This is a genomic window from Algoriphagus namhaensis (genome assembly GCF_042649705.1).
Lineage (GTDB): Bacteria > Bacteroidota > Bacteroidia > Cytophagales > Cyclobacteriaceae > Algoriphagus > Algoriphagus namhaensis.
The window spans coordinates 1004998-1027914 of the sequence record NZ_JBHRZS010000007.1; the positions used below are offsets into that span (position 1 = coordinate 1004998).

A 22917-nucleotide genomic window follows, 5' to 3' on the forward strand; every position below is an offset into this window, starting at 1 on the left:
ATATTCAGTCTAAAACTCATAAGTCATGTCACAACAATTATTTTTAACTCTGGAAAGTGGACGAAATGGAAGAATCGAAGGCTCGGTTACCCAAGCCGGATTTGAAGATCTAATTGAAGTTTTTTCCACCTCCCATGAAGTCTCCACAGATGCTACACTTTCAGGTCGACGCGCAAGAAGTAGAAATCAACATGGAGCATTTACCATCTCAAAGGGGGTAGACAAAGCAAGTGTGCTGCTCTATGACTCTTGGCATACAAACGACCGGATCAATCTCCTTAAGCTTGAATATTACAAGACCGCTCATCAGGGAACCTTGGAGCTGTTTTATACTGTGGAACTAGAAAACGCCAGAATTACCTCCATCAAGCAGCAATTAGCAAATCCTCTGCTTTCACCTCTGGCAACAATTGAGGAGGTTTCATTTGCCTATATGGAGATCAAGTGGATCTTTGCCGATCCTAGCCTAGAAACCGCCAGCCGAGTAGATATTGGGGCGTAGATTTTTTGAGTTCAAAGTTTAAAAGCCTCATCGATCTTGCTCGTCTTTGTGCCGACCTTGCGCCTGTCCCGATTATTTCGGGGAGCCTGGCGCTAGGAAGGTGCGGCAATCTGTTTGAGGTGACTACTAACACTAAACAGATTGCTTCGCTCCGCTCGCAATGACGTAGGCCGAACCGGTTAGGCACAACTTTAAATTGGAATCTGCGGGGAGGTTGTCATGGCAGCGGGCCGGCGTGGGCCTTGTGCGAGGAAGCTTTGCCATGACTTGACCTTTTGGTGCTTTTGGGTCAAGCCAAAAGCACATTAAAAAAAGAGCTATTGTCACTTTTGAGGCCAAAAGTAACCAAAAGCCTTCGCCGTAAACTCCCTTTCAAATTGTACCAATTTGATTTTTCCGGAATGGTTCTCCGCTAAAATTCACTGGATTCCCGAAGCAAGTTCGGGACTAAGTGAATTTTTTCACGCTTTGCCCCAGTCCGTCAAAACCAGGGATTTTAAGGGCGGTTAGTGTCATCTACCAAAGGTAGCAGTCCTATAATTTACCGTCATTGCGATCCTGACGTTAGGAAGGCGTGGTAATCTGTTCCGGTCTTACGTCATAGCGATCCTGAGGCACGAAGGCGTCGCAATCTGTTTGAGGTGACTACTAATATTGGACAGATTGCTTCGCTCCGCTCGCAATGACGATTTGAATTACATCACTGCTCTCCCTCATTTTCCATTTATTAATTTTAAAGTTTAAATTCCCTATTGTCAAATCCCCCCCGCTCAACCTGGCTCTTCGCTCAATTGATTCACTGAAATGGCATTAGAAGGGTATTCTGGCCTTTAAGCTTGCAAGTACCCTTTGTCTAATTAATTATTTAGCATCTGCCATAGCATTGATCAATCTACTATTTGCCTCTTTAAGAACTTGCATTGCATCTGAATAGTACTTCTGTTCATCAATGGCGAGAGTAAGGGTAGCACGGTTGTAACTTCCGAGATCTGTTTGGTCAGAAACGGTTAACTCTCCTGCTGGACCCTCCGCACCGATATGTTCATTAATCTTGATTTCAGCTTTTTTTGCTTTGGAAAGATAGATATCTGCTCCCGATCTCCACCATACTTGTAGTGCTGGATAGAAGGTCACATCGGTTTGATTGTAGATTTTCCCTAAAAAATCATTCTCATCCACCATTGCTTTAGCTGCTAAATAGCCTGATCCTAGAAGGTAGGAGATACTGATGGGTTGTGAATCAGATTCTTTAGCCGCAATTCCCAATAAGGGGAGTTGGTCATTGCACATACAAGGATCACCATTGGCTGAGACCGTGATGCTGGTCAGCTTTCCATAGGCTTGGTAATGGTCACAGTCCTCTTTAAAATTTCCAGTAGATGGATAATACCTCTTCATTGATTCTGGATAGTTTTCATATCCATCAAACTTACTCACAGGAAGGCCTTTTGCCTCAGCCTTTGCTATAAAGTCTGCATAGGCGTCATCTGTGATCTTTTGCATTAGCTCTTGTGTGAGACCTGTTGTGTTTACTTGCAGAGCGGACTTTGCTCCAGCGAAGTTATCTCTAGACTGAGTTGAAGCGGATTTAAACTCTGAAGTCATAAAAGAAACCGTAAACTGAGCTACTTTTAATTCATCAATATTTTTCATGGCTTTTTCACCATCCAAATAAAGTTGCTGAGCGTTGGATAGGGTGCAGAGTAGGAAGAAAACTAATCCTAAAACCAACCCGCGGGGACTAAAATGGGTAGATGTTGAGTGATTCATCATTGTTTGGGTTTTGTGATGATCGACCTTGCACCGTTTCAAATCTTCGAGTTGAGGTGCTTTCAGCCGAAGGATTTATTTAAGATTTTCATTTTACTATTTTTTTCGAAATTTTGGAATAGGGCATTTGCCGTATTTTCTCCAAATCTCACAGGCCGTTTAGTGTCAACTACCAAAGGAAGCAGTCTTTTCATTTTATCGTAATTGCGCCTGTCCCGATTATTTCGGGGAGCCTGAGGCACGAAGGCGTGGCAATCTGTTTTGGTCTTACGTCATTGCGAGCCTGACGCTAGGAAGGCGTGGCAATCTATTTGAGTTTACTACCAGGTTTGATGAGATTTCTCCCTCCGGTCGAAATGACGGAAGCAAAACCGTTTTAGCACTATTATGAATTGAAATCTGCGGGGAGGCTGTAATGGCAGCTGGCCGGCGTGGGTCTTGAGGGAGGAAGTCCCGATAGCTATCGGGACCATGACTTGATTTTTTCTCTCCCGCTCAGCCTGGCTCTTCGCTAAATTGATTCACTGAATCAATTTTTAACGCTTAGCCCTAGTTCAAGCCAAAAGCACATTAAAAAAAGAGCTATTGTCACTTTTGAGGCCAAAAGTAACCAAAAGCCTTCGCCGTAAACTCCCTTTCAAATTGTGCCAATTTGATTTTTCCGGAATGGTTTTCCGCTAAAATACACTGGATTCCCGAAGCAAGTTTGGGACTAAGTGAATTTCTTCACGCTTCGCCCCAGTCCGTCAAAACCAGGGATTTTAAGGGCGGTCATTCGGATCGCAATTTGGTCTTAAACCGAAAACATGTATAGCACTTTTATCAATTGGAATCTGCGGGCGGGAGGTCATGGCAGCGGGCCGGCGTAGGCCCAGCGGGGAGAAGCTTTGCCATGACTTGACCTTTTGGTGCTTTTGGGTCAAGCCAAAAGCACATTAAAAAAAAGAGCTATTGTCACTTTTGAGGCCAAAAGTAACCAAAAGCCTTCGCCGTAAACTCCCTTTCAAATTGTACCAATTTGATTTTTCCGGAATGGTTCGCCGCTAAAATTCACTGGATTCCCAAAGCAAGTTTGGGACTAAGTGAATTTCTTCACGCTTCGCACCAGTCCGTCAAAACCAGGGATTTTAAGGGCGGTCATTCGGATCGCAATTTGGTCTTAAACCGAAAACATGTATAGCACTTTTATCAATTGGAATCTGCGGGCGGGAGGTCATGGCAGCGGGCCGGCGTNCAACCTGGCTCTTCGCTAAATTGATTCACTGAATCAATTTTTAACGCTCAGCCCTGCATCAAGGCAAAAGGACAAATAAGCAAACTACTAACCTTACTTCCCCCTTAAAATACCCTGATCCAAAACCTAAATCGGCTGGTCTAAATAATCATTGATATTCTTCAATAAGGCTTTCGTGGGATCTAACAACTGTAAATTCACGTCGATGACGCTAAGCTTCCAGCCTCTGAGTTGATAGATATAATTTATAAACTCCAGATCTTTTTGCAAGGCGACATAATCGAGAGGTACGGCCTGGGCCCGATCCAGACTCACCCTAAAATTTTTTTTCATTTCACTAGCTTTTTCTGCATAACTCTGAAGTGAGACATCCCTGACCAAATTTGAGCTATTTGGGTAATTGTATCCAAATAAATCGATGATCTCAGATCGTAAGGTTTCGGATTGAATAAGCTCAAAACCCAATGATTTTAGCGTTTCATAGGCTGAGGTGTTGACTGTTACTTGTTCGAGGTAAATCAATCGTCTAAAATAATGTCCCAAGCTATCCTCATAGGGTTTTCCATTTTCGAGATGATCTAGAAGAATGTCGATTTGATTGATATAATCGGATTGGAGGCTCATATTTTGCTCAAACACTTCCACATTTTTGCTCAGATTCAAACTGATTGCTTTGAGTATTTGCTGTTCCTTGATGATTGTCTTTCGATCCTCATTCCAGCCATTAATGGCCAAAGCCAGCAAAATCCCAATCACCACCAAAACAATCTCCCCAACCCCATAGATCAGATACCTGGTGAATTTATTTTGAAGGAGTAATTTCTGACGGATTTTTCTAAAAAATTGGAGCATAGCTGAGGGCTTTGGAAATTGATTCAACAGAGAAAAGCAATAGAAGTACTGTGACTTATTCTTACATCAATAGAAAGATAAGCTTTCATGGGCTTATCTCATAGTATGAAGAGGATCGGGATAAAGAAGCTTTGCCTTGATAGAAGGCAAGTGAAAACAAACTAAATTAAACTCTTCAAATCCATAACCCCCTACAAATAAAACCCTTACATAAAAAAATATTTACCTAAACCTTGTTTATTCAAAATAACTCCCTTAACTTTTAGTACTGTTTTAAATTATTTTTCACTTAAACTACTTTTTGTTATGGAAAACAAGGTTTCCATCGAGATCCCAAAGGCGGATCTCCAGGCGGTAAAAGACGCCATCGCTGTGTTACAGGCTAAGCTGAGCCCGTATCTGATCGCACTCACTCCCAAGCAGCGCAAAACGCTATTTAAAATGGGTGAGTCCTCCAAACCTTTCGTGGAGAAAGTACTGGAGTACGCTGTTTCCAATCCCGAATTTCTGCCGGCATTTGCTGAGGAACCAGAAATGCAGCGAGACTGGAAGGCGCATCATGACCTAAATCCTTGCTACAACGCGCTCAATCAGATTGTGAGTAATCTGAATGACACCGTGCTGCTGCTGGGAGCAGATCTGATGAAACCATCCAATGCCTACTATGCGTCGGTACAGATGGGTGTGAAAATGGACGTACCCAATGCCAAGCCGATCTATGAAGATCTAAAGGTGCGGTACGAACAAAGGCCCAGAAGGGACAATGATGAAGAAGAAGAGGATTGATTCTTCTCCAATCTAGTGTAAATCAAATACCGTCTGCTTGCTAAGCAGACGGTATTTTTTTGTGGTCTTGGATCGTGATTCAGCTTTTGAGGATACCTACTCTCCATACCCGTTCTGAACCTCTAAATAGTCGTTCTTAACCACGATATAGTCATTCTGAACCTCTCCATACTCGTTCTAAACCTCTAAATACCCGTTCTGAACCTCTCAATACTGGTTCCGAACCCCTCCATACTCGTTCTGAACCTCGAGATAGTCGTTCTGAAGCTCTCCATACCCGTTCAGATCCTCTAAATACCCGTTCTGAACCTCGAGATAGTCGTTCCGGACCTCTCCATACTCCTTCTGAACCTCTCCATAATCGTTCTGCATCTCGAAATACTCGTTCTGAACCTGGAGATAGTCGTTCAGAGCCTCTCCACAGTTGTTCTGAAGTTCTTTATAGTTGTTTAAAACTTAAAGGGGATCGTTCTGAAGATTAATAGAGAAAAGTAGATGGGAGGTGGGGATGGAGGGATTTCTAAAAAACAAAAGGCATTGATAAAAATTTATACTGAAGTGGGCTTGTAGGGCATAGATTTCAATTTTATAAATTGTCTAAAAAAGGAGATAAACAATTATAAAATTTGTCCATTGAGGTTAAAAACCACTTATGAACTTCAATCTCTCTTTCTTTGTCACCCCATTTTCCAGGAAGAGCGTCATGCGTTGCTTTTGGCATTTCAAATTTTATTCTTGTGGCTTTTTTTCCTTTTAATTCTTGCCAAATTATTTCGCTAGGAAAGCAACTTTCAATTTGAGCTTTATATTCCAGCATTCTGTTGAAATAAATCTTCTCTGAATCCCCTGGAAAATAAAGTTCAACTCTAAAAAATTTTGAGCCGATGCAATAATTGAAATTTCCTTTGCCTCGTCCAAAACCTAAATACCACCGAGATGAAGCAGAAACGTTATCCAAATAATGTAGATTATTAGATTGGAGTAGATCTTTTAAATTCTGCCAAAATTCTATTAGATACTGATTTGTCTCCTTGACCTTTTTTGAAATTTCTTTCTCTTCTTTTTCCTTTTCCCGAATGTTTATAATGAAGTCTTTTGTCTCAGGCAAAGGAATTATTTGTTCTACTTGTAAAAACACATCCTCACCGAGGGAATAAGGAACAGCCCTAAAACATTGTATATCTATGTCATGCTCTCGTAGCCAAAGCACCGTTGCAGTAACTTCCTTTCGAAAACTGTTTGCTACAAGAAATACTCGTTGATCATTCTGATTTAGGACTAGATTATTTTCATCGACATCCAGAAATTCTAATATTTTGGTTTTAGCATTTTCGTGATTTCCTTGTTTATCTAAGTATTTTTGAAATATTTCAAGGATTTGTGGGATGGTCAATGTTGAGCAATAAGAAGCATATTTTAGTGATTGCCAAACTACATCTCTGCCCGTATCATCTAATTTGTTTTCTATGATAACTAGGTTTCCATCCTTGTCTAAAGCAAGTAAGTCAAGTCGTTCAGAGGTGTTTGAAAATCCATCAAATTCTTTTTGAATAATTAAAAGCTCATCTTCTAGGACTTCAGGATTTTTTGAAATCCACTCCTGTAAATGTTGTCGTTCTCTTATTTTTAAATCCTTGAAAAATCGTTTTTCAAGCTGGATTAAGCTGTTCTCTTTCAAATTCACTTTATACATAATTTCTTAATGTCTAATTGAGATTACCGTTCACTAGGGTTTAAGATAGGAGGAATTAATTGTAGAGAGACGACACTATTAAATTTTTCAGAGATTTGAATTGTTTTATGCTAAGGAAAGAAACTTGATTCGGAGGCTTGAAAACTGTAGTTTTCGCCCTTAGTTCGGGCTTGATAATTCCGAATAAGGGCAAATAAATCACTAAAAAGTGTAATCTGAACATTCTTTCTTTACATACCAAGAAATCCTTTTTTTCTTAAATGAATAAATAGTTTTAGTAAAAGACCAAAATTTCCTTTATTTAGGTAAAAGTTAGTTTTAAGAAATGTCTGAAGAAAAAAAAAACTCCCAGAGAAACCCAAAATGGCACCGAGATGAAATAATTCTTGCCTTGGATCTTTATTTTCAACTAACACCTGGACAAATTAATCATTCAAATCCGGCAATTATTGAACTCTCCCAAGTTTTAAATAAGCTGCCTATTTTTCAAATTAGGCCTGATAAGGTCAAATTTCGTAACCCAAATGGGACAAGCTTAAAACTCAGTAATTTTTTGGCAATTGATCCAGAATATCATGGGAAAGGAATGAAATCTTTTAGTCGTTTGGATAAGGAATTGTTTATTGAATTTCAGAATAGGAAGTCTGAGTTAAAAAGAATCGCAAATACCATTAGGTCTGCTGTTTCAAATACTGAACTAAGTTTGAAACTCTTTGAAATTCAAGATGAGGTTGAGGAAGATCAAATGGAATTTAAGGAGGGAAGAGTTTTATATAAATTACATAAATACAAGGAACGAAATTCAAAGCTGGTTCTTGCCAAAAAATCATGGCATTTTAAAAAATATGGCTCACTTGACTGTGAGGCATGCAATTTCAATTTTCAAGTGAAGTATGGTGATCTAGGTAAAAATTTTATTGAGTGTCATCATCAAATTCCTCTTTATCAATACAATGGAATTCAAGAAACTCGATTAGAAGATCTTGCTCTTGTATGCTCAAATTGCCACCGAATGTTGCATAGAGGGATGGATATTTTAAATGTTGGAGATCTGAGGAAATTGGTAAACTTTTAAATCGTTCGCCTTTTTAAAATTTAACAAATGCATCGATTTAGTGATTTAGTTTCCAATGTAGTTAGCTCTACTTTACATGATATTAATAGAAGGCACTTAAAAATCAGTGAAGAACTTCAGACTAAAGCCAATACTTCGCTTATCATTGGGTTGAAGACACTCAAAATGCAAAAAGCTATCCTAGTTACAGGTATGTTTTCAATGTTTGAAGCAGAATTACAAAAAGAGCTATCATGTGAAAATGGATTCAAAGAATGTAAAAAATTCCTACTTGAAATAGGAAACAATAAGTTGGTTTCTCAATTACAGATATCACTCGATGCTATAAATGTACTTAAGCATGGTAAAGGAAGGAGTTACAATAGACTTGTAGAGAAGAGTAAAGACCTTCCATTTGTGATTAAATTACCAAACCAGGATTTCTTTTTTGAAGGGGATGTAAGCGAAATTAAAACGTTAATTGAGGTTGATGACGATTTTATCAATTATTGTTTATCAATTATTTCAGATGTGGATTCTGCAATTTTAAATAAAAAGTAATTTAATCTGCCGATTATAATTTCTTTACTGAATATCTAGGTTCAGGAATTAAAGTAAAATCAATTCCACAAATTAAGAAATATATATCCATTTCAATTTCTCCAATTTTGGTGATTCTAACTAAAGGCATTCCTTCTTGCAAAGCATTGTAACAATGAGTACTTGATACTTTTAATTTAGACCATGCTAAACCTGAATCAACAGTAGATTTGACTTCATATTTTTTTATTTCTCCATTAAGAAGAATTACTTTTAAATCAATCTTCGAAGAATTTACTTCGAATTTACATCCTGGATACTTTCTTTTAAAAAATTCCTTTACCATTAATATTCCCAATTGACCTACATGAGAGTTTTTACCGAGATTAGGATATTTTTTTAAGCATTCATCCAAAAAATCTTTACTTATCTTAAAAGTTTCCTTTGTCATTTTTTATAATCTATTTCAAAACATTCAGTAAATCATCATAGTCTTTTATATACTTCATGGTTTCAAAATTCAATTCATTTAAATTAATTATTGTTTTATTATTTAATGGGTCAACATTTTTACATTTTATTATAGAAAGTTGTTCTTCAAATAAAATCGGCCCAATGTAGGCATATTTATCTGGTTTTAAGAAAACAAGAACTGTTGGAATAATTTCATTGATTGTTGGGAGCTTATTTAAATTAAATGTTGCTAGTTGAATTTTACTATTGGCAATAAACTGAGTCAATCTTTGATAATCTGTAGTCTCTCTCTTTTTCCAATCAAAATTTAATCCCAAAAAAGATTCAAAGGCGTATTCTGCTCTTATTGCTTCAGTAAGTTGATCCAGATACAGTTGGCCTTCAAAACGATCCCTTAAACCTCCAACATCACGTAATTTGAGGTGTGATAAAGCTAATTTTTGAATTTTGGAATTCAAAAATCGTGGAGTTTCTACGCGTGAAAAGTATTTTTGAATTGATGAAATTGCAACGATGGACATTTATTTAGAAATCATCAATGTTAAAATTTGGATTAGAAATGAATTGTTCATACGCATCAAATTTTGCAATATCTATAGAATAATCTTCATCATTTTTTTTGGTTATGATTACGCTATCAAAACCCAAAATCTCTAGTTTTTCTATAGTAGCGAGTTCCCCATATTCTAATTCTAAAATAGTACGTAAAAGCCAATCCGAAAGCGCCTTGTTAGGGTTTGTCATTAGCGCTTTAGAATTTTCTTGACAAACCTTGGCCACTAGTTCATCTCCTGTTGGTGTATAAAGGTTAAATGTCTGATCTCGGTTGGGGAAAAATCCAGGAAATTGCCGGTGTATTTCAATTGGGATAGGTATATAAATTTCATCCAAATCACGTTCTCTTCCTCCCGCATTCCATTGATTCAGTCCACTTTTTTCAAAAACAAACTTGCTCCCTCGAGATTTTCCATACAGTGGTAAAATCACATAATTAATTCCTCGCGCTATTTTGGGTTTATCTTCAACTTTTGCCATCTCTGGCAAGAAATTGAGTAATAGCTCGAATGGATCGTCTAATACATCTACTTCAAAAGTTATTGCGTCGGTGGGAATTTGAAATTTTCTAAAAAGAGTGCTTTTTGAATAATTGAAATTATAGAAATTAATCTCGTCATTAAATGATAAACCTGTTGGTTTATGCTGTACATCTTTTATTCTAGATACATCAATTTCTTTATAGGAATCTTCAAACAAAGAAATTGAACCGGGTTGCCTTGCCACTATATGGTATAAGTCATTATCCAATTCGTAGGTTCTTTTTGCTACCTTAATTCTTTGATTTCTATATTCACATAATTTTTCTGCTAATCTCTTTCCCGAATAGTTTCTTAATTCGTTTGATAAGGAGTTAAATTCAGCAATTTTTTCCGAACTGGAACCACTTTTACAAGTGAAGGTTTTTAATCCTACACCCCGTCCATTAAATTTTGCGTCAAAGGCTGTATCTGATCTTGATAGATTCTCAGCATTGAAACTTTTGCAAAAAATATTCTCTGCAACTCGATAGTTTATATATGGGATATCGCTCTCGCTAAATAAGCCGGATAATTTCGCAACGGCTTTAATTAGTCTTATGTAATTACCATTTTTTTCTAAATCTATTTTGGCAAAAAGACTCATAGGATATCTAAGATTCGCTCCCCAATTCGTTGAATAAGGGGAACTGTAACAGAATTTCCAGCCTGTTTGTAAAGATGACTGTTTGCAATATTTGGCAGAATGTATGTGTCTATTGGGTATCCTTGAAAGCCAAAACACTCTTCTGGTGTTAATTTTCTTATTCCAAAATTATCCCTAATGATTGGAACATTATGTCCACCAGCACCCATGTTAGCCGTTAAGGTTGGGCAAACATTGCTTTTATTCTCTCTAACATAAACCCTTCTCCATTGATAGATTGTATCATTATTATTCATGGTTTCATCTAGCTGTTGAAAGTATTGATGTTCAGGGTGATAATAATACTTAGGATCCATTTGATCATTTTGAATTATATCATGAATAGATCTGGTCAAAGGAATTGGTTCTGGAAATCTAAATCCTCTCCAATTTGGTACCAATGCCTTATTGACTGCTACAATAAAAATTCTTTCTCTGTTTTGTGGAATATTCGCATGAGTCATAGAGTTTAAAACTTCGTCATATACCTCATACTGTAAATCTATTAACATTTCCTTTATCTTACCAAAAGTTCTTGTTTTGTCATGAGAGCGTAGGTTTTTTACATTCTCTAAGAATAATACTTTTGGTCTATGCTTTCTGGCAATTTTTTCAATATCAAAGAATAAATTACCTCTGCTATCCTCAAAGCCTTTTTGGTATCCTGCAATAGAAAAAGCTTGACAGGGAAAACCTCCACATAAAATATCAAAATCATCTGGTATAAAATCTTTTGTAATTCGTTTTGTAATATCTCCAAAAGGTACATCACCAAAATTTGCACTATAAGTTTTCTTTGCGTGTTCATCCCATTCGCTGGTGAAAACGCACTTGCCTCCTAAATTTTGAAGAGCAAGTCTAAAGCCTCCTATACCAGCAAATAAATCTATAAACTTAAAAGACGGCTTTTCTGGAGCCTTAAATGGCACGGTGTTCTCAAAATCAATAAGTAAGCCCTGTAAGGCATCTTCAGCGACCTCCTTGCTTATATAGTTATCAGGTTCTTTTTTCTCTAAAAACTTTTTGATTTGGTTAAGGGCCTCTGTTTTAAAGAATTTGGATTCAGGGTTCTCCGAATTATGTAAATAATGAGTTAAAGCAGCTTCTCCATCGTTTAAGGGCTGTATTGTTCTGATTTTATATTTTTCACCCAAAACATTTTCTATAGTTATTTCCTCCTTGAACTTCATTTCTTCTTTTTTAAGCAAACTTATACTTTTACTTTTTCTGATTTTTGCTTCTGACACTTAATGGCAACTTTTAATCCCTCCTAAGCCAACTCCCTTAAATCCACAGGCACCACTCTAGAAACTCCCGCTTCGATCATGGTAATGCCATAAATAATATCCGTGCTGGCCATGGTGCGCTTATTATGCGTCACGATAATAAACTGACTCTCGTCGCTAAACTTCTGGATAATGGTATTGAACTTATCGATATTGGCATCGTCCAGCGGGGCATCCACCTCATCAAAAATACAGAAAGGCGCAGGCTTCAGCAGATAGATGGAGAAGAGTAGGGAAGTGGCCGTCAAGGTCTTTTCCCCTCCGGAGAGCTGATTGATGGTCAGGGGTCGCTTGCCCTTTGGCTTGGCCATAATCTCAATCTTACTTTCCAGGGGATTGTCTGGATCCACCAGAGTCAGATCGCAATCGTCCTGCTCGGTAAAGAGGGAGCGGAAGACTTTGATAAAGTTTCCTTTGATCTTCTCAAAGGCATCGAGGAAGGTCTCTTTGGCCACCTGATCGATCTCACCTATGGTATTGAGTAGGGATTGCTTGGCTTTTTCCAGATCCTCTTTTTGGCCGGAGATAAAGTCATAGCGCTCCTTGATCTCATCGTAGGCCTCCATGGCCATGGGGTTGATGGGACCGATGCGCTCGAGCTTCTCCTTTTGCTTTTGGATCAGGGCATGGAGGTTTTCCTCCGTAAAGTCCGCAAACTCGGGATCCAGTGCAGGGTTTTCTTCCACCAGTTCGTCCAGATCCAGCTCAAACTCCACATTGAGCCGCTCCTTCATGGAGGTCATCTTCAGCTTGATCTCATTGATATGCTGCTCCAGGGTATGGATGATCTCATCGTGGCTTTCCTTGGACTTTTGCAGGGAACGAATCTTTTGATCCGTCTCATCGATCAGTCCTCGGGAGGCATAGTAGTCCTTTTCGGCTTCCTGCACCCCAGCTTCGATGCCTTCCTTCTCGGCATAGAGCTCGATCAGTTCATCGTCCTTGATCTCATTGGTATCGAGCAGACTTTTGATTTCCCCATCTAGAGATCCCAGTTCCGACTGTGACTTGCTGATGCGCTCTTTGGAGTTTTCATAGGCCGACTGCTTAAATTCAATCTCCTGAGTCAGGCTATTGACCCGATTGAGGGCCTGATGATAGCCTATGTTTTCCTGATTGTAGGCTTGGGATTTTTCGGATAAAAGTCGGTTTTCCTCCTCCAGGGAGAGGTTGAGTTCCTCGAGTTCGACAGCGATCCCTTCAAAGCTTTCCTTTTCCACCTCCAGCTGTGGAGTGATGGAAATCAGGCTTTCCTCCAGTTCCTCGATTCGTGCGAAAATATCCTCTCGCTTATTGGCATTGCTACTGAGGAGTTCTGCCAGTTGCTCCTTTTTGGTCTTGATGGAAATGTAATTCTGGTTGAGCTCATTGTAGCGATTTTGCTCCGACTCCAGGGCAGACTTGTAGTTGGACTCCTTGAGTTTGATCAGATCAGAAAGCTTTTGATCCAGATTATTTCGGATGGAGCTTACCTTTTTATTAAGCTCCTTGATCAGCTTTTCGAGTTTTTCCAGGTTTTTGGCTCGGCCTATTCTTTTTCCTTCGAAAAGCCCCACAGAACCACCCGTCATGCTAAACTTCCGCTGGGTGTACTTGCCGCTTTCGGAGATAAAGATGGCTTCTTTGTCCTGCGGAAAATCCTTATGATCCCCCTTGACGATGTAGACATTGTCCAGAATGTGGTTGATCAATCGGCCGTATTTCTCATCGTATTCGATAATCTCAGTGGCTGCGATCGCATTCGCGAAAAGCTTGTTTTGGGTAGGCTTAAAGCGATCAAACTGCTCTAGAATAAAGAAATTGGCTTTTCCCTTGGCCGAATCAGCTAGCAGCTGAATGGCTTTGATGGCCTGATCCTGAGTATCCACCACATAGTAATTCATGTAGCCCTCGAGGTAGTTTTCTATGGTCACTCGATACGCCTCGTCCGTGGTGAGAAGGTCGGAGAGCAGGGGAATGTCCTTGCCCCAAGTGGAGTTTTTCTTCAGAAACTTGATGGCCTCGGGAAATCCCTCGAGGTTTTCCACTAGGGACTTGGTGAGGTTGTATTCGTTTTGCTTGGAGTCTAGCTTGCGCGAAGTTTGCGTGAGCTCCTCCTTGATTAGATCGATCACCTTATTGGTTTCCTCGATCTTCTGATCCTGATCTTCTTGTTGGGCTTTGAGCTTTTGGTAGCTAGCTTGCGCCTCGTCCAGTTCGGTTTTGAGGGAAATCAGTTTGGACTCAAAATCCACCAAGCTCGCCTCCTGACTGCTATCGTCTGAGGAAGTACGCTCCAGTTCTTGCTTGAGGGTGGAAAGCTGAATCTGCTTGATCTCCAAGTCCTTGCTCAGTTGGTACACTAGCTCCTTTTGCTTGGTATGCAGTTCGGATTGCGCTTTTTGCTTTAGAACTTTCTCCTCCTGAATAGCTTTTTGCGCTTCGTAAATTTCCTTTAGCTCGGTGACGATGGCCTCTTTTTCTGCAAAGAGCTTTTCGGCGCTTTCTTTTTCCTGCTGCAGTGATCGAACAGAAAATCCCGCACGGTCATTGGACTTGCGATCGCTATCGATCTGCTCACGCAATTGCTGGGATCGGTCTTCGAGAAATCGTAGTCGCTCGTTTTTGATTTTCTTTTCCGACTCAAAAGTTCGGATCTTATTTACATGCTCGTTGAGTGCCCTTTGCCGTGAGGCGAGAAGCTTTTCCTTATTGATTAGGCTCGTTTTCAAATCCGTAAGCTGTGCCTCTTGATCGGCGATTTGGCTTTGGATTTGAATCTTTTGATCTCCTTGTTCGGCGATTTTCTGGGTAGAGCTAGCCAGCGAAGCCGTGTGTTTTTCTATGCTTTTCTTGGCGTAGTTGATACTCGCCAGTCGGTATTCCTTCTTGATCTCAAAGTACTTGGAGGCCTGCTTGGCTTGCTTTTCCAGGCTTTTGAGGTTCTTTTCTATTTCATAGAGGAGATCTTCCACGCGATCCAGATCGGCATCGGTATCTTCCAGCTTGCGCAAAGTTTCTTTCTTGCGGTTTTTGAATTTGGAGATTCCAGCGGCTTCTTCGAAAAGGTCTCGACGGGAGTTGTTTTTATCATTGAGCAGTTCATCAATCATCTTGAGCTCGATGATCGCGTAGCTATTGGAGTTGATCCCCGTGTCCATAAAGAGGTTGGTGATGTCTTTTAGACGGCAGGTGACTCCATTGATTTGGTATTCGCTTTCCCCGCTTCTATAGTAGCGACGGGTGATGGTAACATGCGTATATTCGGTGGGAAGGAGGTTTTTGGTGTTTTCGAAAGTCAGGGAAACCTCAGCGAGGTTGGAAGGCTTTCTGTTTTTGGTGCCATTGAAAATGACATTTTCCATCTTATCCGATCGGAGCATTCTGGACTTTTGCTCACCCAAAACCCAGCGAATGGCATCCACTACATTGGATTTGCCACAGCCATTTGGTCCAACAACACCGGTAATGCCCTTATCAAAATTGATGACCATTTTGTCACCAAAACTCTTAAACCCCTTGATTTCTAACTTACTAAGCAGCATGCTTTATTTTCCTTGCGAATGGACAAACAAATTAAGTTGAATTGGGAGATTTGCAAAGGAATATTGGATTGAGTTGGGAAGTTTGGGAGTGGGGAATGGGGAGGACCGAGCGTTAAGAATTTGTCCAGTGGACAAATTTAGCGAGGGGCCAGGATGGAGGGGGGTAGAGAATGGAGAATTGGTATTAGGGAATGGGAGAGCAGTGATGTAATTCAAATATTCATTGCGAGCGTAGCGAAGCAATCTATTCATTGTAAGTAGTCACCTCAACAGATTGCCACGCCATCGTACCTCAGGCTCGCAATGACGTAAGACCGGAATGGAGCAGTAATGTAATTCAAATCGTCATTGCGAGCGTAGCGAAGCAATCTGTCCCGTGTTAGAGTAATCTTCAAACAGATTGCCACGCCTTCGTGCCTCAGGCTCGCAATGACGTAAGACCAAAACACATTGCCACGTCGTTCCTCCTCGCAATGACGTAAATGTTCAAACTGCAGACCGTCAACTGTCGACCGTGGTCCGTTGACCATAAACCTCTCCTTCACCTTAACACAAAAAACCCCAACCAATTATTCATTCCTCACCATTATCCACTATCTTAACACCATGGATTTAGGAAATATAGTTTACATCCTTGCTGTAATCGCATACTTCATCTATTCAGCGACGCAGTCGAATAAAAAGAAACGCCAGGCTCAAGAGGCTGCAGGTGAGACTGAGACGGAAAGCGAGCCAGACAGAGGGGTGACTTTTGAAGATCTCCTAAAGGAAATCCGTGAAGCTCAAAAACCAAAAACAGCCCCGCAGCAAAAGCCAATACCTCAAGCTCGGCCTGAAGTGCAATCCCGACCAGTGGTGGCACCGAAGCCTGCACCAGAACCTGTTCGCACAAAGCGCTACGAGTCATATGATGATGAAATCACCCATTATGAAGGGGCGTATTTAGAAGATGCCTATGAGCGGGTGAAAAAAGAGGAGGAGCGAATTGCTAAAGTAGCAGCAAGCATTCCAAGCCAAAAACCTCTGGCTTATGCGACCAAAAGTAAATCTGTCAATCGCTACGCGGCCTTATTAAAAAATCCTCAAAGTGTCAAAGACGCGATAGTTTTAGGGGAAATTCTCAATAGAAGACATTTTTAATAGTGGTTTGATAAACAAAATCGATCCGATATCGATTTTGACTTCGTATATCATAACCACTATGCAAAAGACAAAAACAACAACTACCGCAGGTCAGCTGACCGAGTCCCGAAGAAAGTTTATTGAGAAGGCAGGAAGTGGAGCAGTGCTCGCACTTTTTGGGGCGGCCTTTTTTACTTCATGTTCAAGTGATGGGGATACAGATCCCACGCAGCCTCCTGGAGGTGGTGCAGACACGGGGATCACTATTTCCGGAAACACTATCCGAGTGAATCTAGGTATTCAAGCAGCATTAAATAATAATGGATCTTGGCTCTTGATTCCTGATGCACAGACTTTGGTCGCAAATGTAGGTGGAAGCTTTATTGCTTTGACTTCGGTTTGTACACATTCAGCTTGTGATAGAAACTGGACCTATAGCTCTGAGGAATTTACCTGTACTTGTCACAATTCGAAATTTAGTACATCTGGAAGCGTACTTAGAGGCCCTGCGACGCAGCCTTTGACACCTTTCTCTACTTCCGTGGCAGGTGAGATTTTGACCATTACCAAGTAATGCGTCTCCTCGTTTTATTCCTTTTTCTGGTCGCTTCGCCTGTTTTTGCGCAGAAGTACGTGACGGAAAAAGGGCAGACCATCTTTATTTCGGAAGCCCCTCTCAGTTCATTTGAAGGAGTGTCAAAAAATCTAAATGGTTTGATCGACTTGGATCAAAACCTCTTGGATTTTTATCTAGACCTCAATACTCTGGAGACAGGAATAGGGCTGCGTGATCGACATATGCGGGAAAATTACCTCGAAACAGAGCAATTTCCCTTTGCTGAGTTTACGGGTAAGTTGCAACTCCTTCCTGACTTGAAGTTAAATGCACCTGTGGAAGTGAAAGCCATTGGAACATTCAAAATACACGGAGTGGAGAAAGAAATCGAGGTTTTTGGTACACTGACCAAAGTGGCCGAGAATCAAGTGCAGTTGGATGCAAGCTTTGAAGTATTGCTCAGTGATTACAGCATTCCACTTCCCAAGCTGGTATTTTATGAGCTAGCAGAAAATCAAAAAGTGACCCTTAACGCCATCTTAACCCAAAAGAAATGAAGCGAATCATCCTCTCTCTGTTAGTACTGTTGGTGAGTATCAGCACGCTATATGCTCAGCTTGAGCGCAAACTGGTTAATGAAAATCTTCCTGTAGAATTGACTTTCCATGCTCCCCGACATATCAATTTATTGACTGTGGAGCCTTTGGATCGGAAAAGCATGCACTTTGCTATTATGCACACTTTCGGTCCTTTAGATGGTGGTGTGGAAAATCTTTTTGGTCTGGATAATGGAGCGAATATTCAATTTAGCTTTGAATTCGCCCTTTCAGATAAGGTATCCTTAGGAGTGGCTCGTGCGAGCATGGACAAGTTTTATCATGTGTTTGGTCGATACCATATTTTGGAGCAAACGCAAAATGACAAAATGCCAATCTCCGTAAGCTTTGCGGGTGGGGCAGGAGTGAATTCTTCCAATTATGATAATTTACCTGAGGCACCGCCAAATTTCGCTGAGCGCTCCAGCTATTTTGGGCAATTGATGTTGGCGAGACGATTTAGCCCGAAATTGAGTATTCAACTTTCTCCTATGTTTTCTTATTTCGTAGATCCCCGATCTGTCTATCAAATCGAAGGAGACCAGAATTTTTACTTTGCACTTGGAATGAGTGGCAAGTTTAAAGTAACAGATCGATCATCCTTGACTTTGCAGTGGATTCCTAATTTGAATTCTGACCTGAGTAATAACATTGGGATTGGTTGGGATATAGAGGCTGGAGGACATGTGTTCCAAATGTATTTTGTGACTTCTCAAGCGCTCAATGAGCAGTATTTACTCGCTGGAGGAAATGGTAGCAATCCCGGAGAGGAATTCCGTCTAGGCTTTAATGTCAACCGGATTTTTGCCACGGGCAGAAAGAAAGCCAAGTAAGAAGCTACTCTAGTTTCCGGCTCAATTTTCTATACCAAATTCTGTCTTCCCGGTACTCTTCTATGACTTCGTAGCCATTGATCTTAATCCACAGCTCAAGCCTGTTTACATCCTCTTGTTCCTTGGGGTAGGCATGCGCATAATACTCGTAGATCATCACGCGAACTTCACTCGGAGGAAAGTGCTGAAGGACTTTGACTTCTTCTATGGGAAAAAGTAAGTCTTGTTGATCCTTTTTCTCTGGGAGAAGGATTTCCTTACTGAAAGTCAGGAAGTTATTGGTAATAATTAGAGAAGAGTCATCGGCGGTAGTAAGTTCCTCAAGAGTCGCGAGCAGAGTATCATATTTTTTTAATCTCTGCTGATATGGGATCGCGATTAAGGCAGGAATCAGTAATACTCCGGCGAGTAAAGTGATTCGGGTTTTGGGGTTTTTCAGATAAAGCAAAGGGATAAAAGCGACATTGAAAGCAGCCATTTTCCAATCCAAAAGCACCAAAGCAATCAATGTCCCAAGGATAAAGAAGCCAGCGATAAAATGCTTCCATCCTGTAGAATCTATCCAATCAGGAATTCCTTTGACTAAGCAAAAAGAAAGGATGGGAACCAGGATAATCAGGTGACGAGGATTGAGGTAAATCGGGTTGTAAATCTCCAAGGTGGAACTCATAAACCAGAATCCTACCAGCAAGCAAAGCAATGCCAAAGCGAACTCTAAGCTTCCAGCTTTCTTGGCTTTCAGCCCAAACCATATTCCAGGAAAGCTGAGCACGATCCATGGCCAATAGGCTCTTTCCACGAAAGTGGTAAAGGGAAGAATGGTCAAGCGTCTGAGAATGGATGTCCAGCCTTTATCTGCGTAGGTGAATTCGGAAATATAATGCCCGGCATTGATAGACTGAATTCGGTACAATGGGTCACCGAATTTATACCAAAAGAAACCCAAATACAGACATCCAAAAAGAAGTCCGAAAGCGATTAATGTGCTATAAAATTGAAGGTTTGAGCGCTCATTTTTCCAGTCTAGAATGAAAAGTAAAATCGGAAATGGAGCTAAAAAGATAATCGTCTCCTTGGTGATAAACCCTAAAAAAAGTGCAGCAACTAATCCAAAAGCTGCTAAAATGGGCTTTTTGTGACGATAAATAGAAGCAATAGGAACTAAACTGACCCATAAGACCAAGGCGCTATCTGGATAGACTTTGCTGATAAAATGAAGGAAATATACTTGTCCACAAAACCAAAGTGTGAAAAGCCATTTTTGGTTCGAAGAGCTAAAATATCGCAGTAAGAGCGTGAAGGTGAGAACGTAGCATAGCAGCGAAAAAAGGGAGAAAATACGGGGATGAAATCCGAATACATACCCAAAGAAACCAAAGGGAACATAGGCTCCCCAGCGGCTGGAAAAATGGTAGTCATCCAATTCCATACTACCTTCCCAAAAGCTTTTTCCTGAAAGGATGTAATACACATCATCGCTAAAAGTGATCCCATCAAAGCCAATGAGCCAATAGGCCCCCAAGAATAGGAGACCGAAATAAATGCTAGGAGATTGGAGGATGGAATGATGCTGAAGGTTGGCGGACCGCATGAAGTAAAAGTAAGTCAATTCTTACGGAAGTGTAAAAGATTTTCTTCCAATAATTCAGTGTCATTTACTGTCAATCGTAAGGGCTGCTTTAGGATTTTCTCTAAATTCGAACAGAATCTAAATGCATCCAAAATGGCACAAGCGAGCAAAATTGAGCAACAGAAAATATTACGAGTCTTCAAGTTGATTAACCTTCTACAAAGTAATGTGGGAAAACCTGTTCACCGCTTGGCAGAGTATCTTCAGACAGACGAGCGGACGGTTTATCGTTATTTTAAGTTGCTGGAGGCTTTGGGTTTTGAGATTGTGAAGGAGTTTAGCAAATACAAATTACTTTCCAGCCCATCCATGATGCCAGGTTCTGCTTTGGGAGGATTATCCAAGGAAGAGAATGAATGGCTCGAAGAGCAGCTCAAGCATGCCCCAAAGGCAAATCTGTATCGAGATGCAATCTTGACCAAGCTTCAAACCAAGTCTGAAGTCAAGCAGGGAAGTCAGGAGCTGTTTAAGGCAAATCTGACCAAGATGGTGGATACCATCTCAGCAGCTATGCAAAGCAAGAAGCAAATCTGGCTCAAAGATTACTACTCACTCAGTAGCGACTCTACCAAGGATAGGCTGGTGGAGCCTGTGGGATTTACTGCTGATTATTCAGCAATTCATGCCTTTGAGGTAGAAAGTGAGAATATGAAAATATTCAAAATCGAGCGGATCGGTGAGTTGGTGGTGAGTCAGCAGGACATGCTATTTCAATCAAAGCACGAAATGCCCGAGACTTCTCTTTTTGGTTTTAGTGGCAAAAACAAATTTTTGGTCAAGCTAAAAATGAGTAAAAGAGCCTACCAGCTCATGCAGGAGGAGCATCCCAATGCTCGGCCTCTGATGTATATCAAAAACCGAAATCATTACTATTTCAATGGAGAAGTCCCTCAATTGCCCGGTATAGCCCGATTTATTTTGGGTTTGCCTGGAGAGGTCAAAGTAGAGGAGGGAGAGGAGCTCAAAGCTTATTTAGCTTCGCAAATAGAAAAATTTACGCTCTAAACGAGGAGAGTAATTGAACGTACAAAGCTTTAATAATGAGAGGAATAGGTTTTTTTAATCTACTTTTTGTAAATTCCTAGACTCATTTTTAAACCCATATTATTATGAAACTTTTATCTAGACACCTTTTAGGTTTTTTACTCGTCTCAGTCCTTTTCTACTCATGCCAACAAGAAGAGGATATTTCTTCACCACTTCCACCGCCTCAGGCTGAGCAATCTACGATTATTCCGCAGTCTGAGATTGATCAGTTGATTCTCAAATCTCTGAACGAAACGGGGGATTTTATCTGGATGGATCAGAGTGACGAGCTGATTTGGAGTGCTTTGGTGCAAAGTGACTCGATTTTGACGATTGGCTATCAGCCTGCCACTTCTGATAACATTAATTCTCGAATCGGAACAGAGGCTTTGGATTCTCAGCCTTGGACGGATGCAGCATCCAAGGTGATTGCTCAGGTTTCAGAGACAATTCAAACTAAGGGAGGTACTCAGTACAGACTGAGCAATGAGCTTGCAGAAATTCATCCCGATTTGCCTTACCTAGAAATGAAAATTGCCGATCTGGAAGTTTTGAAAAATTTGAGACTGATGGATGAAGTAAGATATTTCGAGCCTTTGAGCTATGAGTTCAATCTAGACTTATTGAATAAAGTAGAGGAAGCACGGATATTTAGCGACTCGGGTTGTTCCAATGATCCAAATCCAAATATTTCTCCGAATGACTTTAGTGTGATTACGCCTGCAGCGAAAGCCTCCTGGAATTATGATCAAATGGGAATTTCTCAAGCCTGGGGAGCAAGTACTGGTGCAGGAGTGACAGTAGGAGTGATTGATACAGGTGTATCACCCAATCAGCCTATGCTAGGCTCAGGATTTTCTAGTGGAGCATCTATTAATACTAGACAAATTACCCGTTTTGGAACCTACAAAACCGGTTTTTGGTGGTGGAAAAGATATGACGGCCCAAATGATCAATGCGGACACGGCACTGCCATGGCTGGTGTCATTGCTTCCCCTAGAAATACCGTGGGTAATGCAGTAGGCGTAGCATATGATGCTAATCTGGTATCTGTGAGAGGTACCAGTGATGTGATCGTTAACTCAGGAAATGAAAAAGATGGAGTTTCAGAAGCACTAGTTTTGCTCGGTAATCGATCAGATGTTAAAATCATCAGCATGTCTATTGGTGATGTTTTCTCTAATTCAAAAGTGGCTGATGCTGTTCGCTATGCATATAATCGAGGTAAATTGATCTTTGCAGCTGCAGGTACCTCTACTTTCTTTACGAATTGGGTAGGCGTGATCTTCCCTGCTAATATGTCTGAAACAGTTGCCGTGACGGGTGTGAAGGAAGGCAATGGATATCAGCGATGCGATACCTGTCATTCTGGTGGTCAAGTTGAATTCACAGTAGTTATGGAGCGAGCTGGAACAGAGACCAAACCGCTGACTACTGCGCTTTCAAGTGATACTCCTTCTACGGTTGGAGGTTCATCGGTTGCTACGGCCACAGCTTCAGGAATCGCTGCGTTGATTTGGTCAGCCAATCCAAGTTGGGATCGCAATCAGGTTTTACAAAGAATGAGAGAAACTTCTGATCTTTTCCCAAATAAAAACTCTCAATATGGCTATGGTAATCTGAATGCCGCTGCTGCTCTTGGAGTCTTCTGATCAGGCGATAGTCTTCAATTAATCTTTTTAAAAACAAAATGCCCCCAAAAAGAATCACTCTTCTTGGG

19 protein-coding genes are annotated in these 22917 nt (G+C 40.6%); 10 read left to right on the forward strand and 9 right to left on the reverse strand.

The window, feature by feature from the left end; translation table 11 throughout:
• Nucleotides 1-25 precede the first annotated feature (25 nt).
• The gene (gene tssD, locus ACFOSV_RS12655) at nt 26-502 is read left to right on the forward strand and encodes a type VI secretion system tube protein TssD (protein ID WP_377906378.1); all 477 of its coding nucleotides are present in this window, start codon (nt 26-28) and stop codon (nt 500-502) included.
• Nucleotides 503-1363: 861 nt separating this feature from the next.
• Here the strand turns inward: tssD and ACFOSV_RS12660 are convergent.
• Both ACFOSV_RS12660 and ACFOSV_RS12665 read right to left on the reverse strand, forming a co-directional pair.
• Nucleotides 1364-2275: a hypothetical protein gene (locus ACFOSV_RS12660; protein WP_377906379.1), complete on the reverse strand. Its 912-nt coding sequence runs from the start codon at nt 2273-2275 to the stop codon at nt 1364-1366.
• Between the two features lie 1357 nt (nt 2276-3632).
• Nucleotides 3633-4358, reverse strand: a complete 726-nt coding sequence (locus ACFOSV_RS12665) for a DUF6090 family protein (RefSeq protein WP_377906380.1) — start codon at nt 4356-4358, stop codon at nt 3633-3635.
• Between the two features lie 372 nt (nt 4359-4730).
• Between ACFOSV_RS12665 and ACFOSV_RS12670 the strand changes: the two genes are divergently transcribed.
• Nucleotides 4731-5144 carry a hypothetical protein gene (locus ACFOSV_RS12670; RefSeq protein WP_377906381.1) on the forward strand — a complete coding sequence of 138 codons (414 nt, stop codon included), beginning with the start codon at nt 4731-4733 and terminating at the stop codon, nt 5142-5144.
• 586 nt (nt 5145-5730) lie between these two features.
• Here ACFOSV_RS12670 and ACFOSV_RS12675 read toward each other — a convergent pair.
• Entirely contained in the window at nt 5731-6837 is a 1107-nt protein-coding gene (locus ACFOSV_RS12675) for a DUF4268 domain-containing protein (protein WP_377906382.1), read from the reverse strand.
• A gap of 325 nt (nt 6838-7162) precedes the next feature.
• Here ACFOSV_RS12675 and ACFOSV_RS12680 point away from each other — a divergent pair, with 325 nt between their 5' ends.
• Together ACFOSV_RS12680 and ACFOSV_RS12685 are read left to right on the forward strand one after the other, a co-directional pair.
• Complete coding sequence (locus ACFOSV_RS12680) at nt 7163-7912, forward strand: HNH endonuclease (RefSeq protein ID WP_377906383.1); 750 nt, start codon at nt 7163-7165, stop codon at nt 7910-7912.
• Between the two features lie 27 nt (nt 7913-7939).
• The gene (locus ACFOSV_RS12685; protein ID WP_377906384.1) at nt 7940-8452 is read left to right on the forward strand and encodes a hypothetical protein; all 513 of its coding nucleotides are present in this window, start codon (nt 7940-7942) and stop codon (nt 8450-8452) included.
• Between the two features lie 13 nt (nt 8453-8465).
• Here the strand turns inward: ACFOSV_RS12685 and ACFOSV_RS12690 are convergent, their stop codons facing one another.
• The 5 genes from ACFOSV_RS12690 to smc are packed head-to-tail and all read right to left on the reverse strand — an operon-like array spanning nt 8466 to nt 15434.
• Nucleotides 8466-8882: a hypothetical protein gene (locus ACFOSV_RS12690; RefSeq protein WP_377906385.1), complete on the reverse strand. Its 417-nt coding sequence runs from the start codon at nt 8880-8882 to the stop codon at nt 8466-8468.
• A gap of 10 nt (nt 8883-8892) precedes the next feature.
• Entirely contained in the window at nt 8893-9426 is a 534-nt protein-coding gene (locus ACFOSV_RS12695; RefSeq protein ID WP_377906386.1) for a hypothetical protein, read from the reverse strand.
• Nucleotides 9427-9430: 4 nt separating this feature from the next.
• The gene (locus tag ACFOSV_RS12700; RefSeq protein ID WP_377906387.1) at nt 9431-10585 is read right to left on the reverse strand and encodes a hypothetical protein; all 1155 of its coding nucleotides are present in this window, start codon (nt 10583-10585) and stop codon (nt 9431-9433) included.
• Nucleotides 10582-11871: a DNA cytosine methyltransferase gene (gene dcm, locus ACFOSV_RS12705; RefSeq protein ID WP_377906388.1), complete on the reverse strand. Its 1290-nt coding sequence runs from the start codon at nt 11869-11871 to the stop codon at nt 10582-10584. The genes ACFOSV_RS12700 and dcm overlap by 4 nt, the downstream gene beginning before the upstream one ends.
• Nucleotides 11872-11894: 23 nt before the next feature.
• Nucleotides 11895-15434: a chromosome segregation protein SMC gene (smc, locus tag ACFOSV_RS12710; RefSeq protein ID WP_377906389.1), complete on the reverse strand. Its 3540-nt coding sequence runs from the start codon at nt 15432-15434 to the stop codon at nt 11895-11897.
• A 606-nt stretch (nt 15435-16040) separates the two neighbouring features.
• Here smc and ACFOSV_RS12715 point away from each other — a divergent pair.
• From ACFOSV_RS12715 to ACFOSV_RS12730, 4 genes are all read left to right on the forward strand, one after another.
• Nucleotides 16041-16574 carry a hypothetical protein gene (locus ACFOSV_RS12715; RefSeq protein ID WP_377906390.1) on the forward strand — a complete coding sequence of 178 codons (534 nt, stop codon included), beginning with the start codon at nt 16041-16043 and terminating at the stop codon, nt 16572-16574.
• A gap of 61 nt (nt 16575-16635) precedes the next feature.
• Nucleotides 16636-17130, forward strand: a complete 495-nt coding sequence (locus ACFOSV_RS12720; RefSeq protein ID WP_377906391.1) for a ubiquinol-cytochrome c reductase iron-sulfur subunit — start codon at nt 16636-16638, stop codon at nt 17128-17130.
• Nucleotides 17130-17669 (forward strand): YceI family protein, encoded by a 540-nt coding sequence (locus tag ACFOSV_RS12725; protein ID WP_377906392.1) that lies wholly within the window; start codon nt 17130-17132, stop codon nt 17667-17669. Before ACFOSV_RS12720 ends, ACFOSV_RS12725 begins: the two co-directional genes overlap by 1 nt.
• Complete coding sequence (locus tag ACFOSV_RS12730) at nt 17666-18541, forward strand: DUF5777 family beta-barrel protein (RefSeq protein WP_377906393.1); 876 nt, start codon at nt 17666-17668, stop codon at nt 18539-18541. The genes ACFOSV_RS12725 and ACFOSV_RS12730 overlap by 4 nt, the downstream gene beginning before the upstream one ends.
• A gap of 4 nt (nt 18542-18545) precedes the next feature.
• Here the strand turns inward: ACFOSV_RS12730 and ACFOSV_RS12735 are convergent, their stop codons facing one another.
• Nucleotides 18546-20132, reverse strand: coding sequence for a hypothetical protein (locus tag ACFOSV_RS12735; protein WP_377906394.1), 1587 nt, complete (start codon nt 20130-20132; stop codon nt 18546-18548).
• Nucleotides 20133-20264: 132 nt separating this feature from the next.
• Here ACFOSV_RS12735 and ACFOSV_RS12740 point away from each other — a divergent pair, with 132 nt between their 5' ends.
• Complete coding sequence (locus ACFOSV_RS12740) at nt 20265-21176, forward strand: helix-turn-helix transcriptional regulator (protein ID WP_377906395.1); 912 nt, start codon at nt 20265-20267, stop codon at nt 21174-21176.
• Between the two features lie 104 nt (nt 21177-21280).
• On the forward strand, nt 21281-22849 hold the full coding sequence (locus tag ACFOSV_RS12745; RefSeq protein ID WP_377906396.1) for a S8 family peptidase: 1569 nt from the start codon (nt 21281-21283) through the stop codon (nt 22847-22849).
• Nucleotides 22850-22917: the final 68 nt, after the last annotated feature.

Excerpts from the sequence above, each read along its gene's own strand:
- ACFOSV_RS12725 (WP_377906392.1), top strand. The coding sequence starts at position 17,130 with ATGCGTCTCCTCGTTTTATTCCTTTTTCTGGTCGCTTCGCCTGTTTTT.
- ACFOSV_RS12720 (WP_377906391.1), top strand. The coding sequence starts at position 16,636 with ATGCAAAAGACAAAAACAACAACTACCGCAGGTCAGCTGACCGAGTCC.
- ACFOSV_RS12740 (WP_377906395.1), top strand. The coding sequence starts at position 20,265 with ATGGCACAAGCGAGCAAAATTGAGCAACAGAAAATATTACGAGTCTTC.
- ACFOSV_RS12660 (WP_377906379.1), bottom strand. The coding sequence starts at position 2,275 with ATGATGAATCACTCAACATCTACCCATTTTAGTCCCCGCGGGTTGGTT.
- ACFOSV_RS12680 (WP_377906383.1), top strand. The coding sequence starts at position 7,163 with ATGTCTGAAGAAAAAAAAAACTCCCAGAGAAACCCAAAATGGCACCGA.
- ACFOSV_RS12675 (WP_377906382.1), bottom strand. The coding sequence starts at position 6,837 with ATGTATAAAGTGAATTTGAAAGAGAACAGCTTAATCCAGCTTGAAAAA.
- tssD (WP_377906378.1), top strand. The coding sequence starts at position 26 with ATGTCACAACAATTATTTTTAACTCTGGAAAGTGGACGAAATGGAAGA.
- ACFOSV_RS12695 (WP_377906386.1), bottom strand. The coding sequence starts at position 9,426 with ATGTCCATCGTTGCAATTTCATCAATTCAAAAATACTTTTCACGCGTA.
- ACFOSV_RS12745 (WP_377906396.1), top strand. The coding sequence starts at position 21,281 with ATGAAACTTTTATCTAGACACCTTTTAGGTTTTTTACTCGTCTCAGTC.
- ACFOSV_RS12715 (WP_377906390.1), top strand. The coding sequence starts at position 16,041 with ATGGATTTAGGAAATATAGTTTACATCCTTGCTGTAATCGCATACTTC.
- ACFOSV_RS12665 (WP_377906380.1), bottom strand. The coding sequence starts at position 4,358 with ATGCTCCAATTTTTTAGAAAAATCCGTCAGAAATTACTCCTTCAAAAT.
- ACFOSV_RS12735 (WP_377906394.1), bottom strand. The coding sequence starts at position 20,132 with ATGCGGTCCGCCAACCTTCAGCATCATTCCATCCTCCAATCTCCTAGC.
- smc (WP_377906389.1), bottom strand. The coding sequence starts at position 15,434 with ATGCTGCTTAGTAAGTTAGAAATCAAGGGGTTTAAGAGTTTTGGTGAC.
- ACFOSV_RS12700 (WP_377906387.1), bottom strand. The coding sequence starts at position 10,585 with ATGAGTCTTTTTGCCAAAATAGATTTAGAAAAAAATGGTAATTACATA.
- ACFOSV_RS12685 (WP_377906384.1), top strand. The coding sequence starts at position 7,940 with ATGCATCGATTTAGTGATTTAGTTTCCAATGTAGTTAGCTCTACTTTA.
- ACFOSV_RS12690 (WP_377906385.1), bottom strand. The coding sequence starts at position 8,882 with ATGACAAAGGAAACTTTTAAGATAAGTAAAGATTTTTTGGATGAATGC.
- ACFOSV_RS12730 (WP_377906393.1), top strand. The coding sequence starts at position 17,666 with ATGAAGCGAATCATCCTCTCTCTGTTAGTACTGTTGGTGAGTATCAGC.